A 20868-nucleotide genomic window follows, 5' to 3' on the forward strand; every position below is an offset into this window, starting at 1 on the left:
CTTTAAGCAATGGTGCGTTACGCTTCGCTAACGCACGATGGCGGCGTGACCTAGCTAAAATGGTGCAATAGATTGGCTTCGTAGTGAGGGCTTTAGCCCTCTCCAGCTAGGTTAACAAACACAGTCCTATTTTAGTTGGGTCACGGCACTACAATTTAGCTTACCCTTGAATGGTGCAAGATGTAAGTATAACCTAGTCCGCGTAGGCGGACTTTGTTTGTGTAGCAGCGATTTTAATCGCCGTGGAAAAAAGGGGGGTTATTTCAATTTTTTGCTATAAATCCGTGCTGTCAATTACTCCAACTCCAACTTTAATCCTGGCATTAATCGCTGCAAATTCTTTAAGGATTTTCCTTGCCAAGGAATTTGGTCAGAACCTTTAATTTCAATCTGGATAGTCTTCTTCTTGCGTACATTCAGGACGAATTTTGACAACATGCTAATCCCCGAACTATTGAGAAATTCTAGCTCCCGCAGGTTTAACGTAATCAGGGAATGGTTTTGCTGAATCATTTCATCGAGGATTTTGACGATGGGTTCGTACTCTTTCATCCCACCCAGTCGCAGTGACCCTTTAAAGTAGACGGTTGCTGTTTCTGGATCACCAATTACTTGGTAGTTTTCACCCTGAATTTCTTGCTTTTCCATAAATACATCTGCTCCTAAGACTACACATTTCAAGTAAGACTGATTAAAGGTTTCAATTCTATACCTTAAGTTGCACCATTGTTGTCACCGTAATCACTTCTGGTTCTTTTTGAACGGTTTCAAATTTCCAACCTAATTTGGCAAAATAATCATTTTTCATGGTTAGTAGCCCCAGCCCAGAAGTCCCCCCACTTTCATCTTCAGCACTTTTTTCTAACTGATGGATATAGAGTTCATCCAGATCGGATTCTAGTAGTTCTTTAATGAAGGATTGGAACTTATCCACAGATTGATGAGAAACACTATTAGTTGCCAACATAACCAACGTTATTTCTGCCGCCACCTCTAGTATATGTAGCCCAAACTTAATCGGATAGGAAGAACTATCGTCATTAAACTTCATCGCATTTTCCAGTAGCTCATTAGCAATATAACTCACCGCTCCTTTTATTTCTACCCGCTTTCCCTCAGGGTCGGGATCTTCGTCAATAGCGGGAAAAAATGTAGTTAAGTAATCAGCGACAAAATCAGCCGATAAACCATTGTTGCGCCAGCGTTGCTGAATGGGAATGGAGCTTGGTGAAAAGCCAAGAATTAAAAACTCATGTTCATTAGAAAGACGTTCATGAAATTCTCCGAATATCTTATGCATAGCCATCAATTACTAATTAAAAGACTTAATTTATTCATGATTTAATCAAGAATGTTCTGATAATCTTGGGGGTTAATTATTCATGAGATTTGACTAAAGGATAGACAGGAGGAATTGGAAAATAGGGGCGTTCCATGATTAAAGGAAATTAGTATAACTTGCCAATCGGTTAATATCCATGATCAATCAGCGCTCCTGGAATAGCAGCAACCTTCCAGGAGGGATATACTCTCATGATCTCACAAAATTGCTCTCTTTCATAGAGTTCTTATTTTATCTGTATAGAAAAAATACTATCGCCAACGTCTAACTGTACCCGGAATCCCAAACTATCTATTTTTGTTTGAGTACCAATAGTGTGATATCGTCGTAAACCTTTTGAGAACCAATATGTCGCCGCACATCATCAATCACGATTTGTTGAATCGCTTCTGCTGCACCTTGCCAATTTTGACTGACAATTTGACATAACTGTTCTAAACCGTACTGTTTTCCCTCCATATTTTCGGCTTCGGTAATGCCATCGGTATATAGCACAATACCATCTCCAAACTCTAATTGCACGGAAACGTGACTGATAAACTGAGTGATTTCCTCATCCAAGCCAATCGGAAAGCCTAAATCTATCGTATCGACTCGCTCAATCTTACCCGATGCTCTCACGACTATAATCTCTTCATGCTGTCCGCTAATGCTGATTCGTCCGCCGCAATAGTTTAAGATTGCTAAGGTCATATTCCGGTCGGAGTTCATTCGCTCAACATTGTGATAAATGGTGCGGTTGATAACATCCAAAAATTTAACCAAGTCAGTTTCCTGCATTTCCTGAAGGGTTCTAATTGCCGTTTGTGCCATCAGCATAACTACACCACTTTCCAACCCATGTCCAGCCACATCACCAATGCCAATCGTCACAACATCATCGTGATGGAGAATATCATAATAGTCTCCTCCCACTTCGTCAACGGGTTCCATAAACCCCGCAATATCTAATCCTTCAATTGCTTCTAATTCTGCTGGCTTGGGTAAAACCATTTGTTGTAACTGTTTGGCGACATCGAGTTGGGCGCTCATGCGGAGGTTTTCGGCTTTAAGACGTTGGTTGAGGGCGCGAATTTCGCCATTGGCTTGAGCCAGTTGAGCGGTTCTTTCTTCTACTTTTTCTTCTAAAGTTTCAAAGGACTCATGAAGCTGTTTCGCCATGCTGTTAAAGGATTTAGCCAACTCTCCCACTTCATCCGAACGATTAATCTCGACGATTTTTTCCCATTTTCCTTTAGCAATCTCTTTGGCAGCCGTATTCAGGGATAAAATGGGTTGAGTCACCCATCGCGCTGTGAGAATACCCAGAATTGTAGCCACCCCTAAAGCAGCAAGACAGAGCAAAATAGTGGTGCGAGTATTGGCGGTAATTTGTGCCATGAAGTCCGCTTCGGGAACCCGAACCACAATCAACCAGTCTAACCCCTGTACATCGGTTAACGGTGAGACTTGTACCAGTTGTGTTTTATTGTTGAGTTCAAAGGCAAATTGTAGAGGTTGATTAATTTGATTGAGATTATCAACCTGTTGGAATAGTTCTTGAGTCGTCAATTTAATACTGGGCTTTTGGCTATTCAGAGCATTGAGGCGAATCGGTACTGAATTAGTGGAGATATAAGGAAGTTCATCGGTGGAACTAGCAACGATGTTAGCTGAACGTTCAATAATAAAGGCTTGTCCAGATTTGCTAATCTCTAAGTTCCGTAAAAAGCCACTAATTTGAGATAAAATTAAATTCGTCCCCAAAACTCCTTGCAGCGTTCCTTGTTGGTCATAAATTGGCGTCGCAGGCGTAATTTGCAAAATACCTAAATCGGCAGAAATATAGATGGAACTCCAGGTTTGGGTTTGCGCTTTCAGGGTTGCTTGATACCAGGGGCGAGTACGGGGGTCATAGTCTTGGGATTTGAGCAACTCAGTCCGCTCTCCATCCTCGTCTAGAGCATAAATCAGCCGTTTAGGGGCGGTGGCGCGATCGCGAAACTTCACCACTTTGCCACCATCCCTATATTCTTGCACACCAATAAAATTACCGTCTTGATCCCCTAAGAAAATATAATCAACAGCATCCGACAGTTGGATATCCGACCAAAACTGTTGCTGCAAGCTGGTAAAATTATTAATATCTAGATTTCCATTACGGATTGATGATACGGTTATAGCCTGCATAAAGTGTGGCGTTTCTAAATAATTTTTTAGGTGTTGATTAATCCGCTCTGTTACCCTAGTGCTTAACTGAATAGCGAGTTCATTGACCGCTTTTTGTCCCGTGCGAAAGGACAGGTATCCAATTAATCCCACTGTAGCAAAGATTTGCACTACAAAAGGAACGACCAAAACCATGGGTAGTGGCACACTGCCTGATGTTTGGCTAACTAAATGTTTTATTTTCCTAAACATTATAAACATTGTGCCTCAAGGGTTTATGCTTTTTTATACCCAATACCTAAAATTATAATTAATTTTTCCCTAAATTCATTTCTGTTTCAGCACGAGCAACGTGATATCATCATAAATTTTTTGGCTGCCAATGAAATGCAAGACATCAGCAATCACCTCCTCTTGAATAGCAGTCGCGGTTAAATGTCGATTCCGTTGAATCACCTGACACAGCCGTTCAAGTCCATAAAAATTGCCGTTGATATCTTCCGCCTCCGTAATTCCATCCGTATAAAGTACGGCGATATCTTGGGGATTTAACTGAACATGAATTTGATTGATAAACTGACAAATTTCCTTGTCTAAGCCAATTGGAAATCCTAAATCTATCGTATCAATCCGTTCCAATGTACCGGATGAGCGGACAACAATCATTTCTTCATGCTGTCCACTCACACTCAGTCGTCCGCCTACATAGTTGGCAATGACTAGGGTCAAATTTTTGTCCGATTTCATCCGCTCAACATTGCGGTAAATCGTGCGATTGAGAACATCAATAAATTTTATCGGATCGGTTTCTTGCATTTCTTTCAATGTTCTAATCGCCGTTTGTACCATGATCATCACCATCCCACTTTCCAACCCGTGTCCGGTGACATCACCAATGCCAATTGTGACAATTCCATCATAGTTCAGGACATCATAATAGTCGCCGCCAACTTCATCAGCCGGTTTCATAAACCCAGCAATATCTAAGCCTTCAATTGAGGTTAGTTCCTCCGGTTTGGGCAGAATCATTTGCTGCATCTGACGAGGAATATCCAGTTCCGCACTCATCCGCAGATTTTCCAATTGAAGCTGCTCGTTTAGCCGCGAAATCTCTTCATTCGCTTCCACTAAATCAATTGTTCGTTCCCTGACTTGTTGCTGTAATTTTTTGGAGTGCTGACGCAAACGACGGATTGATAAGGCTAATCCAGAAATTCCCACAATTGACAAACCACCCAGCATCAAAAATGTTTCCTGTAATCCGGTACGAGTTTGGGTTTTAAACTGATCCAGAGATTGGGTAATTTCTAATACTCCGCGTACATCTCCCACTTGCCAATCTGTTTTAGGTGTACCCGGATATGTATTGTGACAAGCTACACAGCTTGGTGTCATTACATCAGCTTCAGCGTAGAGTAGTGTCGGCTTACCACTACGGGTTTCAACTCGGAAAAAGGATTGATCTGGATTAGCTTTTAAATAGTTTAGGGCGTCCCATTCAAATTGATTTTTTGGTCCCCCTTCGTCACGTCGCCAAGGAAAAGGATAATCGCTGTAGAGTCGAACGGACATATCTGTTTTTTTTTCCTGAATTTTACGACTCAGTTCGAGTAAGTAGGTTGCAGGTAGAGGAATCGCGCCTGCTTGATTCAAATAGTCATGAGTAACCCGAATCCCATCCACGGTTTCAGCTCGACTGACGATTTCTGAACTATAAACGGTTCGGGCTTTTTTCATAAGTTGTGCATAAACTTTAGCGTTTTGGAGTGCTTGCGATTCGACCAGTTGAAAGGAAAGATGGGACATACTTAATAAAGTCCCCAAAACTCCAGCACAAAATAGAACTGTCAAAACAGTAATAATTTTCTTGTCAACGACTACAATAAATGTATGCCACACTTTTCGCCATAACCGATTCATGCTTTACTCCTTAAATAGCAGGGGGAGCAATGTTCCAGACGTGCCATAGCACGTCTGGGAGCAGGGGAAGACAAAAATAGGTAATCTTATACCCGGAAGGGAGTAGAGGAACCTACACAGATATGGCGCAGGATACTGCTTACTGTAGCGCGTATCTTAATGATATTGGCAGTCAGTCAGTGAAAGTCGGGGCGGGTTTAGTTAGATCTGGGTGCAACCGAAAAGACAGTCGTGAAACCCGCCCCTACAGATATGTCATGGCACGTCTGGAACCTTCAGATGCTATGTTTTCTTTCCGAAGTGAAGGATCAAAACTTACCTGCCTATCCTGGGGATTAGAAACCACAGCTATAAAAAAACCTGCTTACGCAGGTTGATGGCAATGAACAATTAACTTAAACCTTGAGTGATTAGCGACGATGTCCAAACCATTTTGAGGCAACTGCCCCCATAACCGCCCCCACCAAGGGATTGCTAAGGAATTTGACAATGGCAGGTTGATCGGCTAAAACCTCCTGGAAGATATCTGGATGAGAGTGATAGGTAAAGGCGGCGAGTTTAGCCACATCATCCTCTGTCATCCGACTGGCGTGATGGGTTGAAAGTCCCAGTTGCTTTTCTAAGTCGCGATCGCTCAATCCGCGTTTCTTGAGTTGCTTGAAAAACTCACGCGCCACATCATCCCGTTCATTGGGCTTAATCTGGGTGATAGCCTGTCGCAGTTCGGGTTCCATCTGACTGGGAGGAATGCGATCGGGATGCAGGGATCTGCCAAACAATTGGCGTCGTTCATCTCGCGAAGAACGTTGAGCAAAGTCATCAAAGTTTTGATACTCTTGCTCTGGCTTTTCTGGAACAGGTTCCAGAGATTCCGTATTACCACCCGCCAAATCATTCATGATCTGGCGTTTATACTGGTCGCTAGTTGCCATGGTTTATTATCTCCTTTTTTTATTGATACGTAACTTGATTGGACTGATTATTGTAATTCGCTGTCACAATGAGTTCTTTATCCGGGGCGTATACCAATACCTTCAGATCTCGATTGGGAAAATTCTGGTGAAACCCTTGAACTAAAGAGCGGGCTAAATCCTTAACCTCTTGGGGACGAACTTGCGGTGTAATCACAATACCTAACTTATCGTTATCGCGCACGTAGGCATCACTAATTAATCCCTTTGCCGTTTGTACCACCCACTTCCCAAACTCTTGACCTGCTGGCGTGTTACCTTGTTCTAATTGTTGATAGGTTACACTAGGATTTAGTGCCGTTGGCGCTTTTGCGTTGGTTTGGGTGGCTTGGCAAGCCGATGTTGTAGCTAGGACTAAAATTAAAGCCAAAGCTGTGAAAAAGTGGCGAGTTTTTTGACCTAAACTCACAGCAACCTCCTGATAAAAGTACTATTGGGTTTTGAAGAAATAACAAGAAGGTCTAGAGCAAGATTGCCTAGACCTCCCACTCTAGTAAGGCAAGTAGAAGTGAATCAGCCGACTAAAATAAAATCAGATACGGCTTTGGCGGCGTTCCCAATCGCGCACAACTATCTACCTGCTTCCTATTATTTACAATGCAATTAGTCAATTGCTTTTTTAGCTTTGTCTTTCACGTCTTCGACAGCGTGGCGAGCTTCAGCTTCCTTTTGCTTTGCCTTACCTTCTCCTTGATCTTCAGGATCACCAGTAACATTACCCATGGCTTCCTGTGCCTTACCTTCAATATTTTTGGCAGTTGCTTTAGCTTTATCTTCAGTACTCATATTTTAAGAGTCTCCCAATTATGATGATTATGAATTTGCCCACCAAGTAAATAATTGTTTAGGCAATTTCTTTTCCGTTAATATCCAATGTATCTGTATTTTTTATTACAATCGTCAATCTACGGGTAGATTATGCTGATCCCAGCCTTATACCTAAAGTATGAATGGGTTATATCCAATCGGGGTTTACTACTTCCTTTGTAGAGATTCCCCTACAAAATTGTCGAGACACTCTGCTAGAATATCTCGACACCCTGGAAGATAGAGTTTAACTAAAAATTAATCGAGATAACCAATCAGTTCATCAATTTCTTCCATAATATTGGAGGCGATGGGGCGATTCCCCAGAATCATTTCTGTGCCCGTAAGATGCAGGGTACTCACAGAAATCGGGCGATTTCCTGACACAGCCATGATATCTCGGACTTGCATGTTACTCGCCGAGATCGGGCGATCACCCATGGATGAAAATGTGCCAACAACTTGTAACTCACTGGTATCAACAGGACGCATCCCCCTTATTGAACCTTGATCACTCACTTTTAGGGAACTGGTGGCTATAGGACGATTTCCCGGTAGAGGGATTGAAGGTTCAACCAGAGAAACTTCCCCAGCTTGCTGCTTTTGAATAGCTAGCTTTGTTGATTGGGTTTCGTTATCTTTTGCCATGGTTGTTTCCTCGCTTTTTGTAGGGGTACGGCTATTAGTTTTACTATTAGCTTTTCTTTGGCTAGTGGCGCTACTTGCCATAGTCAATTCCTGAAATTTCTAACGGCATTTGTTAGAGAGTAGGAGACACAACCCCTGTTGGGGCGTTGTCGCTACTTTGGCTGAGACTTTGAGAATTATTATAAACGTATATCTATCTTAAAGAATAGGTATAAAACAATACAAACTTGTAAAGATTTGTAAAGATAGAGAAAAATCGACTGTGACCATTGAGGGGGAGCATCAGCAATAGACAAGAGTGAAATCGCCAGCTTTGACCAAGCGGGGGTGTTAAACCCCCAGGATACGCGCATCTGGCTGAATCGAGGCATAGCTTTGGCAGACTGGGGAAAGCATGAAGCCGCGATCGCGAGTTTTGATCAAGTGATTGAACGAGAACCCACACTTGCACAAGCCTGGAACTCTCGCGGGAGTTCCCTGATGATTCTGGAACGTAATCAAGAAGCCCTCGCCAGTTTCGATGAAGCGATCGCCTGTAATCCCAACTACGATAAAGCCTGGAGTAATCGCGGTAACGCCTTAACCAACCTCGGACGCCACAAAGCCGCCCTCAAGAGTTTCGCCAAAGCCCTGCAAATTAGTCCTGATCACCCGGAAATATGGTTCAACCAAGGCTGTCTGTTGATGAAACTCGAAAAACAAGACGATGCGATCGCGTCTTTTAACAAAGCCCTAGAACTCAAACCGAATCATGTCGGGAGTTGGATTAATAAAGGAATCGTCATTTCGGAAATGGGTCGTGAAAAAGAAGCATTACTCTACTACGAGAAAGCCTTAGAATTCGACCCCAATGAAACCCATTGCTGGAATAACCGAGGACTTACCCTGCGGCGATTGGGGCGTTTACAAGATGCTGTCGCTAGCTATGATCGGGCATTAGCATGTATGCCCGAAAATTATGAAGCATGGGACAATCGCGGCTATGCTTTAGTCAAGATGGGACGCTATGGGGAGGCGATGGCAAGTTTTGACAAGGCGTTAGAAGTGAATCCCCAGAAATATCTACCCGTAGCCAAAACTGACCCAGATTTGGAACGGTTGCGAAAAAATAAGCGGTTTCAGAAGATGATTGGAGGTGAGAAGGGGAAGTGATAAGCACGTCAGAATGATCACTCATCTGAACAATCAATGATTAACGATCAAGAATTTCTTTATGGTGCTGCATTTTTGCGGTTACTGAACTCTGGGCAAGCGATCACAATTACTCATGCCTCTTTTATACATCCATCGATTGACAGCTGATAAAAAACTGGTGCGTGCATTAGAAAGTTCACCTGACAGGGTTTATTACTTAGACAATTTTGTTATTCCGGATCTTCCTTAATTTGCATCGTGGAATGTACTCATTTAGCTGATAGGAAACTACTCTATGACGAAAGGTAAAATCGTCCTTATACCATTTCCCTTTAATGATTTATCTACAACCCAGGTACGTCCGGCTTTTTGTTTAACGAATCCTGTCGGGGTACACCGTCACGTTATCCTTGCCTTGATCACCAGTGTTATTCCAACAGATGTGATGGCAACAGATATTATATTAGATAGCAACCCAAAACTGATCCGGATTTAGGGGAGTTGGAGAAGAATAAGCAAGTAAAGGCGTTGACTAGGATAAGTGAGGAGACAACCCTAAGCCGTGAACGATCGCGGTTCTGATTGCTAAACCCTAAACCCTAAACCCCACATTCGTTTCCCGACTCCTTTATGTATTGCACTCAATCGAGAATCGTCAAGAACGTTCCCCCTCAACGCTGGAACCTGTGAAGCCAGGTCAAAAGCCTCTCATAGCCAAAAATACATCGATGAGTACTCTCCTTCTAGAAAACCCTCAAGCCGCAAACGTTAGCTACAATCACCCCTTGGAAGTCACAACCCATGAAGCTTGGTATAACTTGGGTATTGTACTGATCCAGTCCGGACAGTTTGAAGAAGCGATCGCGACGGTTGACCAAGTTTTAGAACGTGAACCGGATTTATACCAACTGTGGTATAACCGGGGAATCGCCCTGGATAAGGCGGGACGCCATGAAGAGGCGATTGCTAGCTATGACAAGGCGGTGAAATTGCAACCCGACTTTTACCAGGCTTGGTATAATCGGGGCAATGCGCTGGTGAATTTAGGACAGTATGAAGCGGCAAATGTCAGCTATAATAACGCCCTAGACCTTAAACCGAGCCTGCACCAAGGTTGGTACAATCGAGGCAATGTTCTGTTTAGCTTACAACGCTTTGTTGAAGCCATCGCTAGCTATCAAGAAGCCCTGAAAATTAAGCCGGATAAATACGAAGCTTGGTATAACCAAGGACATGCTTGGGTACACCTAAAACAGTTCCAAGAAGCCATCGCTAGCTATGATGAAGCTCTAAAAATTAAACCCGATGCTCACGAAGCTTGGAATAACCGAGGGGGTACACTGTATCGCCTTGAGCGTTTTCAAGAAGCCGTGGCAAGTTACAATGAAGCCCTAAAACTTAAGTATAAACAACATAGTACTTGGTATTATCGCGGCAATGTCCTCGTCAACTTGAGATACTTTCAAGATGCTGTAGCCAGTTACGACGAAGCCCTGAAAATCAAGCCCGACAAATATGAGGCTTGGTATAATCGAGGGTATGCATTTTTACAATTGGGAGACTACCCAGAAGCCTTGGTTAGTTTCGACAAAGTGATAGAGTTAAAACCTGACAGTGCTAATGCTTTTTACAATAAAGCTTGCTGTTATGCTTTGCAGGGCAATGTTGACCTAGCAATCGAAAACCTGCAAAAAACTATCAATCTGAATCCTGAGCAGTACCGAAATTTAGCCAAAAATGACTCCGATTTGGCTAGTATTCGGCAGGATGAGCGATTTCAGAAATTAATCTAGTCAACACCAGAGACGTTCCCCCGGAACGTCTCTACGAACGGCTATTACTAGACCGACGCTCTAGCTGCTGAAACTTCGGCGGGTAGGTACTTCTCAATCATCTGACGGTATTCGCTTTTTTGTTTTAATCCCTTGAGTTGATCTAAAATTTCTTTGTCTTTGAAAAATTGTACCGTAGGTGTCCCAGTAACCATAGCATTTTCAGCGATTTCGGGTTCCGCTTCAATATCAACCTCGACAAAGTGAATTTTGCCCTCATATTCATCCACCACTTTATTTAAAATTGGCTTCAGGGTATGACAAGGACCACAGTTGGGTGAAACATACTTAACTATGATCAGGCGGTGGCTATCGTGGAAGAGTTTGCGTAGGGCATAACCGCCAACATGCCGTGTCTCATTGATATCAAAGGTTTCTTCTGTATCTGCTGTCGGTTTATCTTCCAACCTCTGGATAGGTTGTTCAGATTCGGGTTTCTGGTGATATTCCTGAATCAGGTTATGGGTAGATAACCAGCGTTCGGCTAACATAGCTGCCATACAGCCGGTTCCCGCCGCCGTGATGGCTTGGCGAAATTCATGATCTTGCACATCACCCGCCGCATAAACCCCTTCTACGCTGGTTTCAACCGAACCCGGTTTGGTGATAATGTAGCCCACTTCATCCAGGTCGAGTTGTCCTTGGAACAGGGAGGTGTTGGGGGTATGACCAATCGCGTAAAATAATCCTTTAACCGGTAAGTCGCTCTCCTCGCCCGTTTGGATGTTGCGGAGTTTGACCCCACTCATCCGACCATTTTCGCCAAATACATCCACCGCCTCCGTATTCCAGTGAACGGTGATATTGGGATTATTTAGCACTCGATCTTGCATGGTTTTTGATGCCCGCAGTTGGTCGCGGCGCACCAATAAATGCACATGATCCCCGTATTTAGTTAAATACACGGCTTCTTCGGCGGCGGAGTCACCCCCACCCACCACGGCTAGGGATTGACCGTGAAACAGGGGAGTCGCACCATCGCAAATCGCACAGGCGGAGATCCCATGACTCCAATACTGATGTTCGCTCTTGAGTCCTAAACGTTTGGCGGTGGCACCGGTGGCGATTACAATACTGTGGGCTTGAACTTCTCGCTCGTCAGAACGGATAATAAAAGGATGCTGACTCAAATCCACAGACGTGACATCCTCGGTATAGCACTGTGTCCCCCAGCGTTCGGCTTGGGCTTTCATCCGTTGCATCAGTTGCGGACCTGTGATCCCTTCCGGAAAACCGGGAAAGTTTTCTACGTCGGTGGTAGTCATTAACTGACCGCCAGGAAGTCCCCCGGCTTGGAAGCCCTCAAACATCAGGGGTTTGAGGTTAGCACGGGCGGCGTAAATGGCAGCCGTGTAACCCGCAGGACCAGAACCGATAATCACCAGATTTTCTACAGTGGGTTTGGGCATATAAATAAACTCATAACGACTCCGTTTAAAGTTTAGTATAGCCGAATATGAACAGAGGAGTTTTGACCTCCCTTGCTAGTGCAGCGCGGCGGAAATACTTGAGCTTGACAGGCAAAGCATTTCACTCCTTGAGTCCCCAAAGAAATGTAGCTTCAAGATGAAGGAAGACTCTCCACATGAGATTGAGACTGAATCCGCCTTGCCCTGAACTGCCTTGAGGGGATTAGTCTGAATGTCTACATCCAACTCCTCCACCTCATCGAGTTGACTAGAAAACCCAGCTTCTGCTGCCTGACTGAATGCTTGTTCACTGAGTCCTTTATCCTTTGACATGATATCTCTATAGCTTTCATTTTTACTTCACTACTGGTCATTTTATAGACGGCGCGATCGCAATGTCTCTATTTAGGGATAGAATTTAGCATTTAAAGCCCAAACTCCGCCCGTCAAAATCACTAAATGATTGTCTATAATTAAGTTGATCGGGTTGTGGTTTTAAGTTCAATGGCACTGAAAAGCGTGGATTTTTGGTCGCCGAAACCCCTGATATACCCTAGGGTGGGCAATGCCTACCAACCTGATATACCGTAGGGTGGGCAATGCCCACCAGCCTTAAGCAGCATGCCATTGTTTTAAGTTTAATACTGTAGTCATAACAGTAAATCCTAACCGTTTAGCGATCGCGTCTTTTTTGTAAGATACACTCTGCCTCTAGAACCATCAATCCCTGTGTCTCCCAAACAGCACAATCACTTCTCAACGATGCCAACACAGGTTGTTTCCCCGCTTCAAGTTTAGCTATGGCTTGATTTGCCGCAGGTTGGTACTGCATCAACCAAGAATCATTAGCAATTGATTCGGCTGTTAATGGTGTAGTCGGTAGCAGCCAAAAATCAATCCCGTATTTTTTGATAAACTCCTGGACAATCGTTAAATCTGGACTATATTGCGCTTCAATTAAATCTGACATCCGCTGCCGAAATTGGCGATAATAACCCCAATGATAGGGAATCGCATATTCGCGACCGACTAAAATTGAGCGTTGTGCATAAGTGGGTAAATTATTCGCTTCTTCCACTAAGGATGCAATTTTACTGTCCTTGGGTTGCTGTTGAAAAAACTCATATAAAGTTGGGACATTACCACCAATATAAGCCGTCCAGGGAAACGTATTCAGAACCAAATGAGGATATCCCACGAGAGTAATCGCAATTAAACCTGTTAAACTCAGCGCCAAAGGTTTCGCCAATTTTGGAGAAATCTTGCTGACTGGGTTGGTAGTGGGCACTAAAGTGCCAGAAGCGCCGCCTCGCTGACGACAAAACTGAAAATTAGACTTAGCCGCCACCAAAACCGCGTCTAGGATTAGGGTGAGAACTATTGCCGCCGCCAGCGCGATCGCAATCCGCAGGCTATGCTGAGTATAACGGCTAGGCAGGTGCAGTTTGAACAGCAGGGCATGGGCGGCTAAAAATAAAATAGCTGACGCCAATAAAAACTTGACTAAAACTCCCATATTCCCAGTTATCTGCTTGGCGAGGGGAAAGCGAGAGGGATAGCTTAACACAACGGGTAATAGCAAGCCCAAATAACTCAGAGGCGGCGCTAAGGCTGTATCAATGCGGATACCACTGCGTCCATTAAACCAGAATGACCAAGCATCGTCGATAAAAAAGCGAGTTCGCCCTTGAGATAAGAAATCGGGTAAACTTTTGGCTTGTGTAGCCGTGATCACCGGGGCAAATTCTGACAGACTCATCCTGTAGGGTAATAACACCGCAAACGCCACCGCCAAACCCGTGAAACAGAAGACATAATCGCGGCGATTGTGAGACACAGAGGGAAATTTCCGGTTAAACCGCCACAAGTGCAAAATTAGAAACGCCGCACAGACTAGCACTAATGAGGGATAGAACAATCCTAACAGCGCGATCGCGATTCCCATCCCAATCAGTGACTGGCGCATCCTATAATACAAAAACCCTAACAGGATAGGATAGATAAACGCCTTGGGAGTTCCCGATATCAACCCATCCTGCATCCACAGATTTTGATTCAGCAGTACAGATGCGATAAATCCAGTCAAAGGTATTGGTAACAATTGCACCGCCACGCCAAAACAGTAACCTGTGGTAACTAATCCCAAAACCAGGGGCAAAACTTTACTCAAAACAATCGGATCAATCCCAATTCCTGCCATGAAATGGTATAGGACACGATATCCTAATGGTGCAACCGATTGGAAATAATCGGCAATGATATCATTAGGAAATAACTCTGGGTCTAAAAATCGCCGCATCCAGAAGACATGCTGTCGCGCATCATCCTGTACCACGTATTGGCTGCTGAAGGCAAACTGAAGGGCTAAAATTCCGTAAAGCGTGGAAATTACCAGGCTCAGCGTCAACCAAACAATCAAGTTATGCTTCGTTGTACCCGTGAGAAAACGGTGCAAATGGGTTATCCACATTCGGTCAATTAAAAGGGTTTCGATTTAGACTACAGGGACGCTAGTGCAGATGCAACATCTGGCGTCTGGAAGGACAAGAGTTTACGGTTGCTGTATTACAAGTCCTATAGATGTATGATAGAAAAAAGTAAGATCAAGCTGATTTTAAGAGTTCAATAATCCCTTAACCGAGTATAATTACATAAAACTGTGCCAAATAAAGGGAAGCCACGCTAACGCTTCATTTTAGGGTGTCATTTACCATTGCCTTTGCCAGGTGGGTTTCGCGATCGCTCTGTTATAGCTAACGTGAGTAGTATTTGCTATGCCAAATAGAGGGAAGCTACACTAACGCTTCATTTTAGGGTGTCATTTACCATCGTTGGTGAAGAGTTGGGGCGTTCGTCTACTCCCTAGGAGAACTCATAGAGTCATATTCGCGCCCAGATTTTTCGGTTCGACGGCTAAATTCATATCGCGACGGCTCTACGATTACCACATTATATGGTTTTTGTCAACTCTGAGTCCTCGATTTCCTATTCACACAACGTATGACGAATAACACCGCCTTAAAAATTGCCAATTACCGCATTCTGTCCCAACTCTACGAAAGTGCCAATACCTTAGTTTATCGCGGTATTCAACCAGAGGAACACAAACCTGTCATTCTCAAACTTCTCAAACAAGACTATCCCACACCCCAAGAGTTGACTCGCTATCGACAAGAGTATGAAATCACCCACCATCTGAATATCGATGGCGTGGTTAAGGCGTATAGTATCCAACCCTATCAGAGAACCTTAGTGATCATCTTAGAGGATTTTGGCGGTGAATCCTTACAGCAGTGGATGAGTAACCTGACAAAGACATCCTCGTCTCTACCCCTGCGGGACTTTCTCAAAATTGCGCTCACAATAGCGGAAACTTTAGCACAGATTCACGCTGTTCATGTCATTCACAAAGATATTAACCCAAGCAATATTGTCTTTAACCCCGAAACCGGACAACTCAAAATCATTGACTTTGGTATCTCCACCCAGCTTACCCGCGAAAATCCCACACTCAAAAATCCTCATGTCTTAGAAGGAACATTAGCCTATATTTCCCCCGAACAAACCGGGCGGATGAATCGTTCTTTAGACTATCGCACAGACTTTTACTCCCTAGGTGTCACCCTCTATGAACTGCTAACCGGAAAGCTGCCATTTGAGACAAAAGATGCCATGGAATTAGTCCATTGTCATATTGCAAAAGTCCCAACTCCTCCCCACGAACTCGTCGGGATGCACCGATGGGAAACCATTCCGCAAACCGTTGCAAATATTGTCATCAAGCTGATGGCAAAAACCGCCGAAGAACGGTATCAAAGTGCTGGGGGAATTGTCGCTGATTTGCAAACCTGTCTGAGACAATTAGCAGAAACTGGAACAATTGAAGACTTTCTTCTCGGTTCTCAAGATATTTCCGCACAATTCCAAATTCCCCAAAAACTCTATGGACGAGAAGCGGAAGTGGAAACCTTGCTCGCCGCTTATGATCGCGTCGCGAATCGAGACGACAAGGAAACCCAGAAATCGGCAGATACCCCCGTCGCTAAATGCCCACTTCCCACTCCCCATACCCCCATCGAGATGATGCTGGTGGCGGGGTATTCTGGTATTGGTAAATCATCCTTAATCGCCGAAATTCATAAACCTAACACTCGACTACGTGGCTATTTTATATCGGGCAAATTTGACCAGTTTCAACGCAACGTTCCCTACTCGGCTATTGTCAGCGCCTTTAAGGAATTGGTACAGCAAATTTTGACAGAAAGCGAAGCCCAACTTAATCAATGGCAAGAAAAACTCTTAGCCGCTTTAGGAAGAAATGGTCAAGTGATTATTGATATAATCCCTGAAGTCGAACGGATTGTCGGTCAACAGCCTGCGGTGCCAAAATTAGGGTCACAAGAAGCCCAAAATCGTTTTAATATTGTCTTCCAAAAATTCATTCGAGCATTTTGCTCACCCGAACATCCGTTAGTTATTTTTCTCGATGATTTGCAGTGGGCAGACTTGGCGACGCTCAAGTTAATTCAACTGATTATGACTGATAGCGAGATACATTATCTATTTTTAATCGGTACCTATCGGGATAATGAAGTCAGCGCGACTCATCCGTTGATGATGACACTGGATGGATTGAAAAAACAAAGAGCGACAGTTAACTGTATCACGTTATCTCCTTTAAAATTAGACCATATTAGCCAAATTATTTATGACACATTAAACCCCACAAAACAATCCGCCCACCATTTAGCCGAACTGGTGATGAACAAAACGGCAGGCAATCCATTTTTTGTGAATCAGTTTTTGAGGAATCTCTATGCTGAAAACTTAATCACCTTCAATTTTCAACATTATCAATGGCAGTGGGACATTAGTAAAATCAAGGAGAAAAATATTACCGATAACGTCGTCGAGTTGATGACCAACCGCTTAAAAAGGCTTCCCGATTCTACCCAGCACGTTTTACAATTAGCTGCTTGTATCGGTGCCAATTTCAACTTGTCCACGCTGGCAATCGTCTGTGAACAACCGGAGGATGTGATTTTCTCTAACTTAGTCACAGCCGTTCAATCTGAATTAATCATACCCCTATCTGAACTCAATCCCGATCTGCTGGTTCACGAGTATAAATTTTTGCATGATCGGGTACAACAAGCCGCGTATGCATTAATTGATGACTGCCATAAGAAAGAAATTCACCTACAAATTGGTCGTCTGCTTTGGCAAAGTACTGACTCTGAAACCTTGTCTGAGAATATATTTGAAATCGTTGATCATTTGAATCAAGGAATCGTCAATACGGGTGAAAACACATCGGGAGAAATTAGTCAGGATGAACGCCATCAAATCGCCAATTTGAATTTAATCGCTGGTCAGAAAGCCAAAAGCTCAGCCGCTTATGGCGCCGCGTTCAATTATTTAACTGTGGGACGAGAACTTCTCGGTGCAGATAGTTGGCAACAGGACTATGACTTAACCTTAGCCTTATATGAAGAAGCCGCAAAAGCCGCCTATTTAAGCGGAAATTTTACGGCGATGGATGAATTAATTGAAATTCTCTTGACCCATGCCAAAACCGTGCTGGAAAAAGTCAATGTGTATGAAGTTAAGATTCAAGCCATTGCCTCACAAAATAATCTTAAAGAAGCCATTCATATTGGACTGCAAGTACTAAAATTACTGAAAATCAGCTTACCCAAAGAACCCAGTTTTGCAGATTTACAAAACGGATTAGCAGAAACGGCTGCGATATTGGTCGAATATGAGATTGAAGATTTAATTAACCTTCCGGAAATGACCGCCGCTGAACCTCTAGCCGCTGTACTAATTCTATCCAATTTAATTGCCGCTGCTTATATCGCCGCACCGGAACTTTTTGTTCTGATTGCCTCATCTATGGTTCAGTTATCAGTTAAGTATGGTAACGCTCCGTTGTCAGCATTTGGGTATGCCTGTTATGGATGTATTTTATTGGATCGTCAGCAAAATTTCGAGGCGGGATATCAATTTGGTAAATTAGCGCTTAGTTTAGTGGATCAGTTTAATGCTCAGCAAGTCAAATGTAAAGTTTTAGAGGTGCTGGGCGCTCATAATTTGCATTGGAAAGAGCATTTTAGTCAAACTGTACCCATCCTGATTGAGGGCTATCACAGTGGTGTGGAAACGGGAGATTTTGAGTTTGCGGGGTATTGCGCCTTTTATACCTGCGATCATTTATATTTTAGTGCGGTTGAACTGACACAGGTGGAACAAGAAATCGCCACGTATAATCAGGCGGTGCGGCAAATTCGTCGGGAAAGTCCATTTAATTGGACAGCAATTTTTTTACAGGCGGTACAGAATTTACGGGGTCAAGGAGAAAATCCCACGCAGTTAACGGGGAAGGCGTACAATGAAGAGAAATCATTACCCCGGGCGCTGGCTGCAAATGACCGCACAGAACTGCATTTATTTTATTTGAATAAGCTGATTCTATGTTATCTATTTGGGGAGTTTGAGCAAGCGGTGAAAAATGCGGTTTTAGCCGAACAGTATTTAAATGGGGTTACGGCGATGATTGTGATTCCGATATTCTATTTTTATGATTCTCTCGCCCATCTTGCCATTTTTTCTGAGGCGACATCGGCACAAAAAGAGGCGTTAATTGATCGAGTTAACGCCAATCAAGAAAAAATGCAGATTTGGGCAAAGCATGGTGCGATGAATCAGCGCCATAAATTTGATTTAGTTGGAGCCGAAAAAGCGCGAGTTTTGGGTGAAGTGGTTACGGCGATGGAGTTATATGAACAAGCGATTAAAGGGGCGAGGGATAATGGCTATATTCAAGAGGAAGCCTTAGCCTACAATTTAGCCGCAATGTTTTATCAGAATCGCGGGATGGACAAGTTTGCTCATACTTATATTAAAGAAGCCCATTACGCTTACACGCGCTGGGGAGCGACGGCGAAGGCGAGAGATTTGAAAGCCCAGTATCCCCAGATTTTTGCTCCATCTTCTCGTGTCACTTTTATCACAGAAACCCGCACGACGGTGAGTAGTATTTCCGGGAGAAATCAGTCAGCATTAGATTTTGCGACGCTGATGAAAGCCTCTCAAGCCATTAGTAGTGAAATTAATCTGAATAAGTTACTGGCGGCTTTGATGGAAATTTTAATTGAAAATACGGGAGCGCAAACGGGAGTACTTGTTTTAAATAAATCGGGACAATGGGTAATTGAGGCATCGCTAAATGTCGAGACTAATCAAGTCAATGACTTGCAATCTTTATCGTTGGAAAATAACCTACCTTTATCGATTATTAACTATGTCACTCATACCAAAGAAACCGTAGTCGAAACCAATGCAGCTAAGGTCGGCAAGTTTACTAACGATCCTTATATTCAAACCCATCAAACCCAATCGATTTTGTGTGCGCCGCTACTGAATCAAGGTCAACTCAGTGGTATTGTTTATCTGGAAAATAATCTAACCACAGACGCCTTTACCCCAGACGGGCTGGAAGTTTTACAACTCCTATCCGGGCAAGCCGCGATCGCGATCGACAATGCCCGACTTTATAACAATCTAGAACAAAACGTTGCCGCACGCACCCAAGAGTTAAAAAACACTCTCGACTCTCTCAACGCCACGCAAGATGAACTGATTCAATCGGAAAAAATGGCAGCCTTGGGACAATTAATCGCTGGGATTGCCCATGAAATCAATACACCCTTGGGAGCGATTCGTTCCTCAGCCGGAAATATTTCTAAATTTTTACGCCAAACCTTGGAACAATTACCCACACTTTTTCAATCATTAACTTCAGAGGAAGGGCAGGATTTTCTCAAAATGTTGCAACGTTCACTCCAAAACGAATCGAATCTAACGGCGAAAGAAGAACGCAAACGACGGCGAGTATTAATTCGTCAATTGGAAACTGAAGATATTCAGGACGCTGATACCATAGCCGATACTTTAGTTGATATGGGGATTTATAACAACATTGAAGAATTCTTTCCTCTGTTGAAACGTCCCCATAGTTCGCACCTCTTAGAAACGGCTTACAAACTATCTGGATTACAACGGGGGACTCAAACCATCAATATAGCAACTGAACGAGCCTCTAAAGTAGTATTTGCATTAAAAAATTATGCCCGTTATGACCAATCAGGAACAATGATTCCGGCTAACCTAACAGCAGGCATTGAAACAGTGTTAACCCTCTATCAGAATCAACTAAAACATGGGATTAATGTGAGCCGAAACTATGAAGAGTTACCACCGATATTATGTTATGCAGATGAACTCAATCAAGTCTGGACGAATCTGATTCATAATGCTTTACAGGCAATGGATAATCAGGGAACATTAACCATTGATGTCAAGGGGCAAGACCAACAGATAAAAGTTAGTATTACCGATAGTGGGAAGGGAATCCCTCCAGAAATTAAAAGCAAAATATTTCATCCATTTTTTACGACTAAGTTAGCTGGAGAAGGAAGTGGATTAGGACTCGATATTGTGAAAAAGATTATTGAAAAGCATCAGGGAAAGATTGACGTTGAATCCATTCCAGGTAAAACCACTTTTACTGTTTCATTACCTTTTCGGACGGCGGGAGACTAGAGCAAGAAGGCAGAGGACAGAAGGAAACGAGTAATAATTGCTTATATAGACTT

General features: G+C 43.4%; 15 protein-coding genes and 2 pseudogenes. 5 read left to right on the top strand and 12 right to left on the bottom strand.

The genetic code is table 11. The annotated features are described in order from the left end of the window. Positions 1 to 294: 294 nt before the first annotated feature. From ACLGGO_RS02160 to ACLGGO_RS02180, 5 genes and pseudogenes are all read right to left on the bottom strand, one after another. Positions 295 to 648: a slr1659 superfamily regulator gene (locus tag ACLGGO_RS02160; RefSeq protein ID WP_446339940.1), complete on the bottom strand. Its 354-nt coding sequence runs from the start codon at positions 646 to 648 to the stop codon at positions 295 to 297. A 58-nt stretch (positions 649 to 706) separates the two neighbouring features. Continuing rightward, positions 707 to 1300, bottom strand: coding sequence for a DUF6272 family protein (locus tag ACLGGO_RS02165; RefSeq protein WP_446339938.1), 594 nt, complete (start codon positions 1298 to 1300; stop codon positions 707 to 709). A 333-nt stretch (positions 1301 to 1633) separates the two neighbouring features. Further along, on the bottom strand, positions 1634 to 3742 hold the full coding sequence (locus ACLGGO_RS02170; RefSeq protein ID WP_446418113.1) for a SpoIIE family protein phosphatase: 2109 nt from the start codon (positions 3740 to 3742) through the stop codon (positions 1634 to 1636). Positions 3743 to 3817: 75 nt separating this feature from the next. Further along, a pseudogene (locus tag ACLGGO_RS02175) lies at positions 3818 to 4678 on the bottom strand (PP2C family protein-serine/threonine phosphatase); the annotation flags it as partial. Between the two features lie 120 nt (positions 4679 to 4798). Beyond that, positions 4799 to 5410 (bottom strand): annotated as a pseudogene (locus tag ACLGGO_RS02180) (Tll0287-like domain-containing protein); the annotation flags it as partial. A gap of 122 nt (positions 5411 to 5532) precedes the next feature. Here ACLGGO_RS02180 and ACLGGO_RS02185 point away from each other — a divergent pair. Next, positions 5533 to 5787: a hypothetical protein gene (locus tag ACLGGO_RS02185; RefSeq protein WP_446418114.1), complete on the top strand. Its 255-nt coding sequence runs from the start codon at positions 5533 to 5535 to the stop codon at positions 5785 to 5787. Between the two features lie 33 nt (positions 5788 to 5820). Here ACLGGO_RS02185 and ACLGGO_RS02190 read toward each other — a convergent pair whose 3' ends face one another. The 4 genes from ACLGGO_RS02190 to ACLGGO_RS02205 form a co-directional block, all read right to left on the bottom strand. Next, positions 5821 to 6342: a hypothetical protein gene (locus ACLGGO_RS02190; RefSeq protein ID WP_446418115.1), complete on the bottom strand. Its 522-nt coding sequence runs from the start codon at positions 6340 to 6342 to the stop codon at positions 5821 to 5823. Between the two features lie 19 nt (positions 6343 to 6361). Continuing rightward, on the bottom strand, positions 6362 to 6790 hold the full coding sequence (locus tag ACLGGO_RS02195) for a hypothetical protein (protein WP_446418116.1): 429 nt from the start codon (positions 6788 to 6790) through the stop codon (positions 6362 to 6364). 194 nt (positions 6791 to 6984) lie between these two features. Further along, positions 6985 to 7167, bottom strand: coding sequence for a CsbD family protein (locus ACLGGO_RS02200; RefSeq protein ID WP_446339927.1), 183 nt, complete (start codon positions 7165 to 7167; stop codon positions 6985 to 6987). Positions 7168 to 7446: 279 nt separating this feature from the next. Then, positions 7447 to 7836, bottom strand: a complete 390-nt coding sequence (locus tag ACLGGO_RS02205; protein WP_446339925.1) for a hypothetical protein — start codon at positions 7834 to 7836, stop codon at positions 7447 to 7449. Between the two features lie 303 nt (positions 7837 to 8139). On the opposite strand from ACLGGO_RS02205, the gene ACLGGO_RS02210 reads away from it, so the two are divergent. The 3 genes from ACLGGO_RS02210 (at position 8140) to ACLGGO_RS02220 (ending at position 10763) form a co-directional block, all read left to right on the top strand. Continuing rightward, on the top strand, positions 8140 to 8988 hold the full coding sequence (locus ACLGGO_RS02210) for a tetratricopeptide repeat protein (protein WP_446418159.1): 849 nt from the start codon (positions 8140 to 8142) through the stop codon (positions 8986 to 8988). Between the two features lie 277 nt (positions 8989 to 9265). Then, positions 9266 to 9466, top strand: a complete 201-nt coding sequence (locus ACLGGO_RS02215; protein ID WP_446418117.1) for a hypothetical protein — start codon at positions 9266 to 9268, stop codon at positions 9464 to 9466. Positions 9467 to 9698: 232 nt separating this feature from the next. Continuing rightward, the gene (locus ACLGGO_RS02220) at positions 9699 to 10763 is read left to right on the top strand and encodes a tetratricopeptide repeat protein (protein WP_446418118.1); all 1065 of its coding nucleotides are present in this window, start codon (positions 9699 to 9701) and stop codon (positions 10761 to 10763) included. 47 nt (positions 10764 to 10810) lie between these two features. Here the strand turns inward: ACLGGO_RS02220 and trxB are convergent, their stop codons facing one another. The 3 genes from trxB to ACLGGO_RS02235 all read right to left on the bottom strand — a co-directional run bounded on the left by trxB (position 10811) and on the right by ACLGGO_RS02235 (position 14681). Next, the gene (gene trxB, locus ACLGGO_RS02225) at positions 10811 to 12211 is read right to left on the bottom strand and encodes a thioredoxin-disulfide reductase (RefSeq protein WP_446418119.1); all 1401 of its coding nucleotides are present in this window, start codon (positions 12209 to 12211) and stop codon (positions 10811 to 10813) included. Between the two features lie 75 nt (positions 12212 to 12286). After that, positions 12287 to 12544, bottom strand: a complete 258-nt coding sequence (locus ACLGGO_RS02230; RefSeq protein WP_446339919.1) for an LmeA family phospholipid-binding protein — start codon at positions 12542 to 12544, stop codon at positions 12287 to 12289. Between the two features lie 340 nt (positions 12545 to 12884). Next, positions 12885 to 14681 (bottom strand): hypothetical protein, encoded by a 1797-nt coding sequence (locus ACLGGO_RS02235; protein ID WP_446418120.1) that lies wholly within the window; start codon positions 14679 to 14681, stop codon positions 12885 to 12887. Positions 14682 to 15211: 530 nt separating this feature from the next. On the opposite strand from ACLGGO_RS02235, the gene ACLGGO_RS02240 reads away from it, so the two are divergent. Next, positions 15212 to 20815: a trifunctional serine/threonine-protein kinase/ATP-binding protein/sensor histidine kinase gene (locus tag ACLGGO_RS02240; protein ID WP_446418121.1), complete on the top strand. Its 5604-nt coding sequence runs from the start codon at positions 15212 to 15214 to the stop codon at positions 20813 to 20815. Positions 20816 to 20868 lie beyond the last annotated feature (53 nt).

Source organism: Coleofasciculus sp. (assembly GCF_046565525.1).
Taxonomy (GTDB): Bacteria; Cyanobacteriota; Cyanobacteriia; order Cyanobacteriales; family Coleofasciculaceae; genus Coleofasciculus.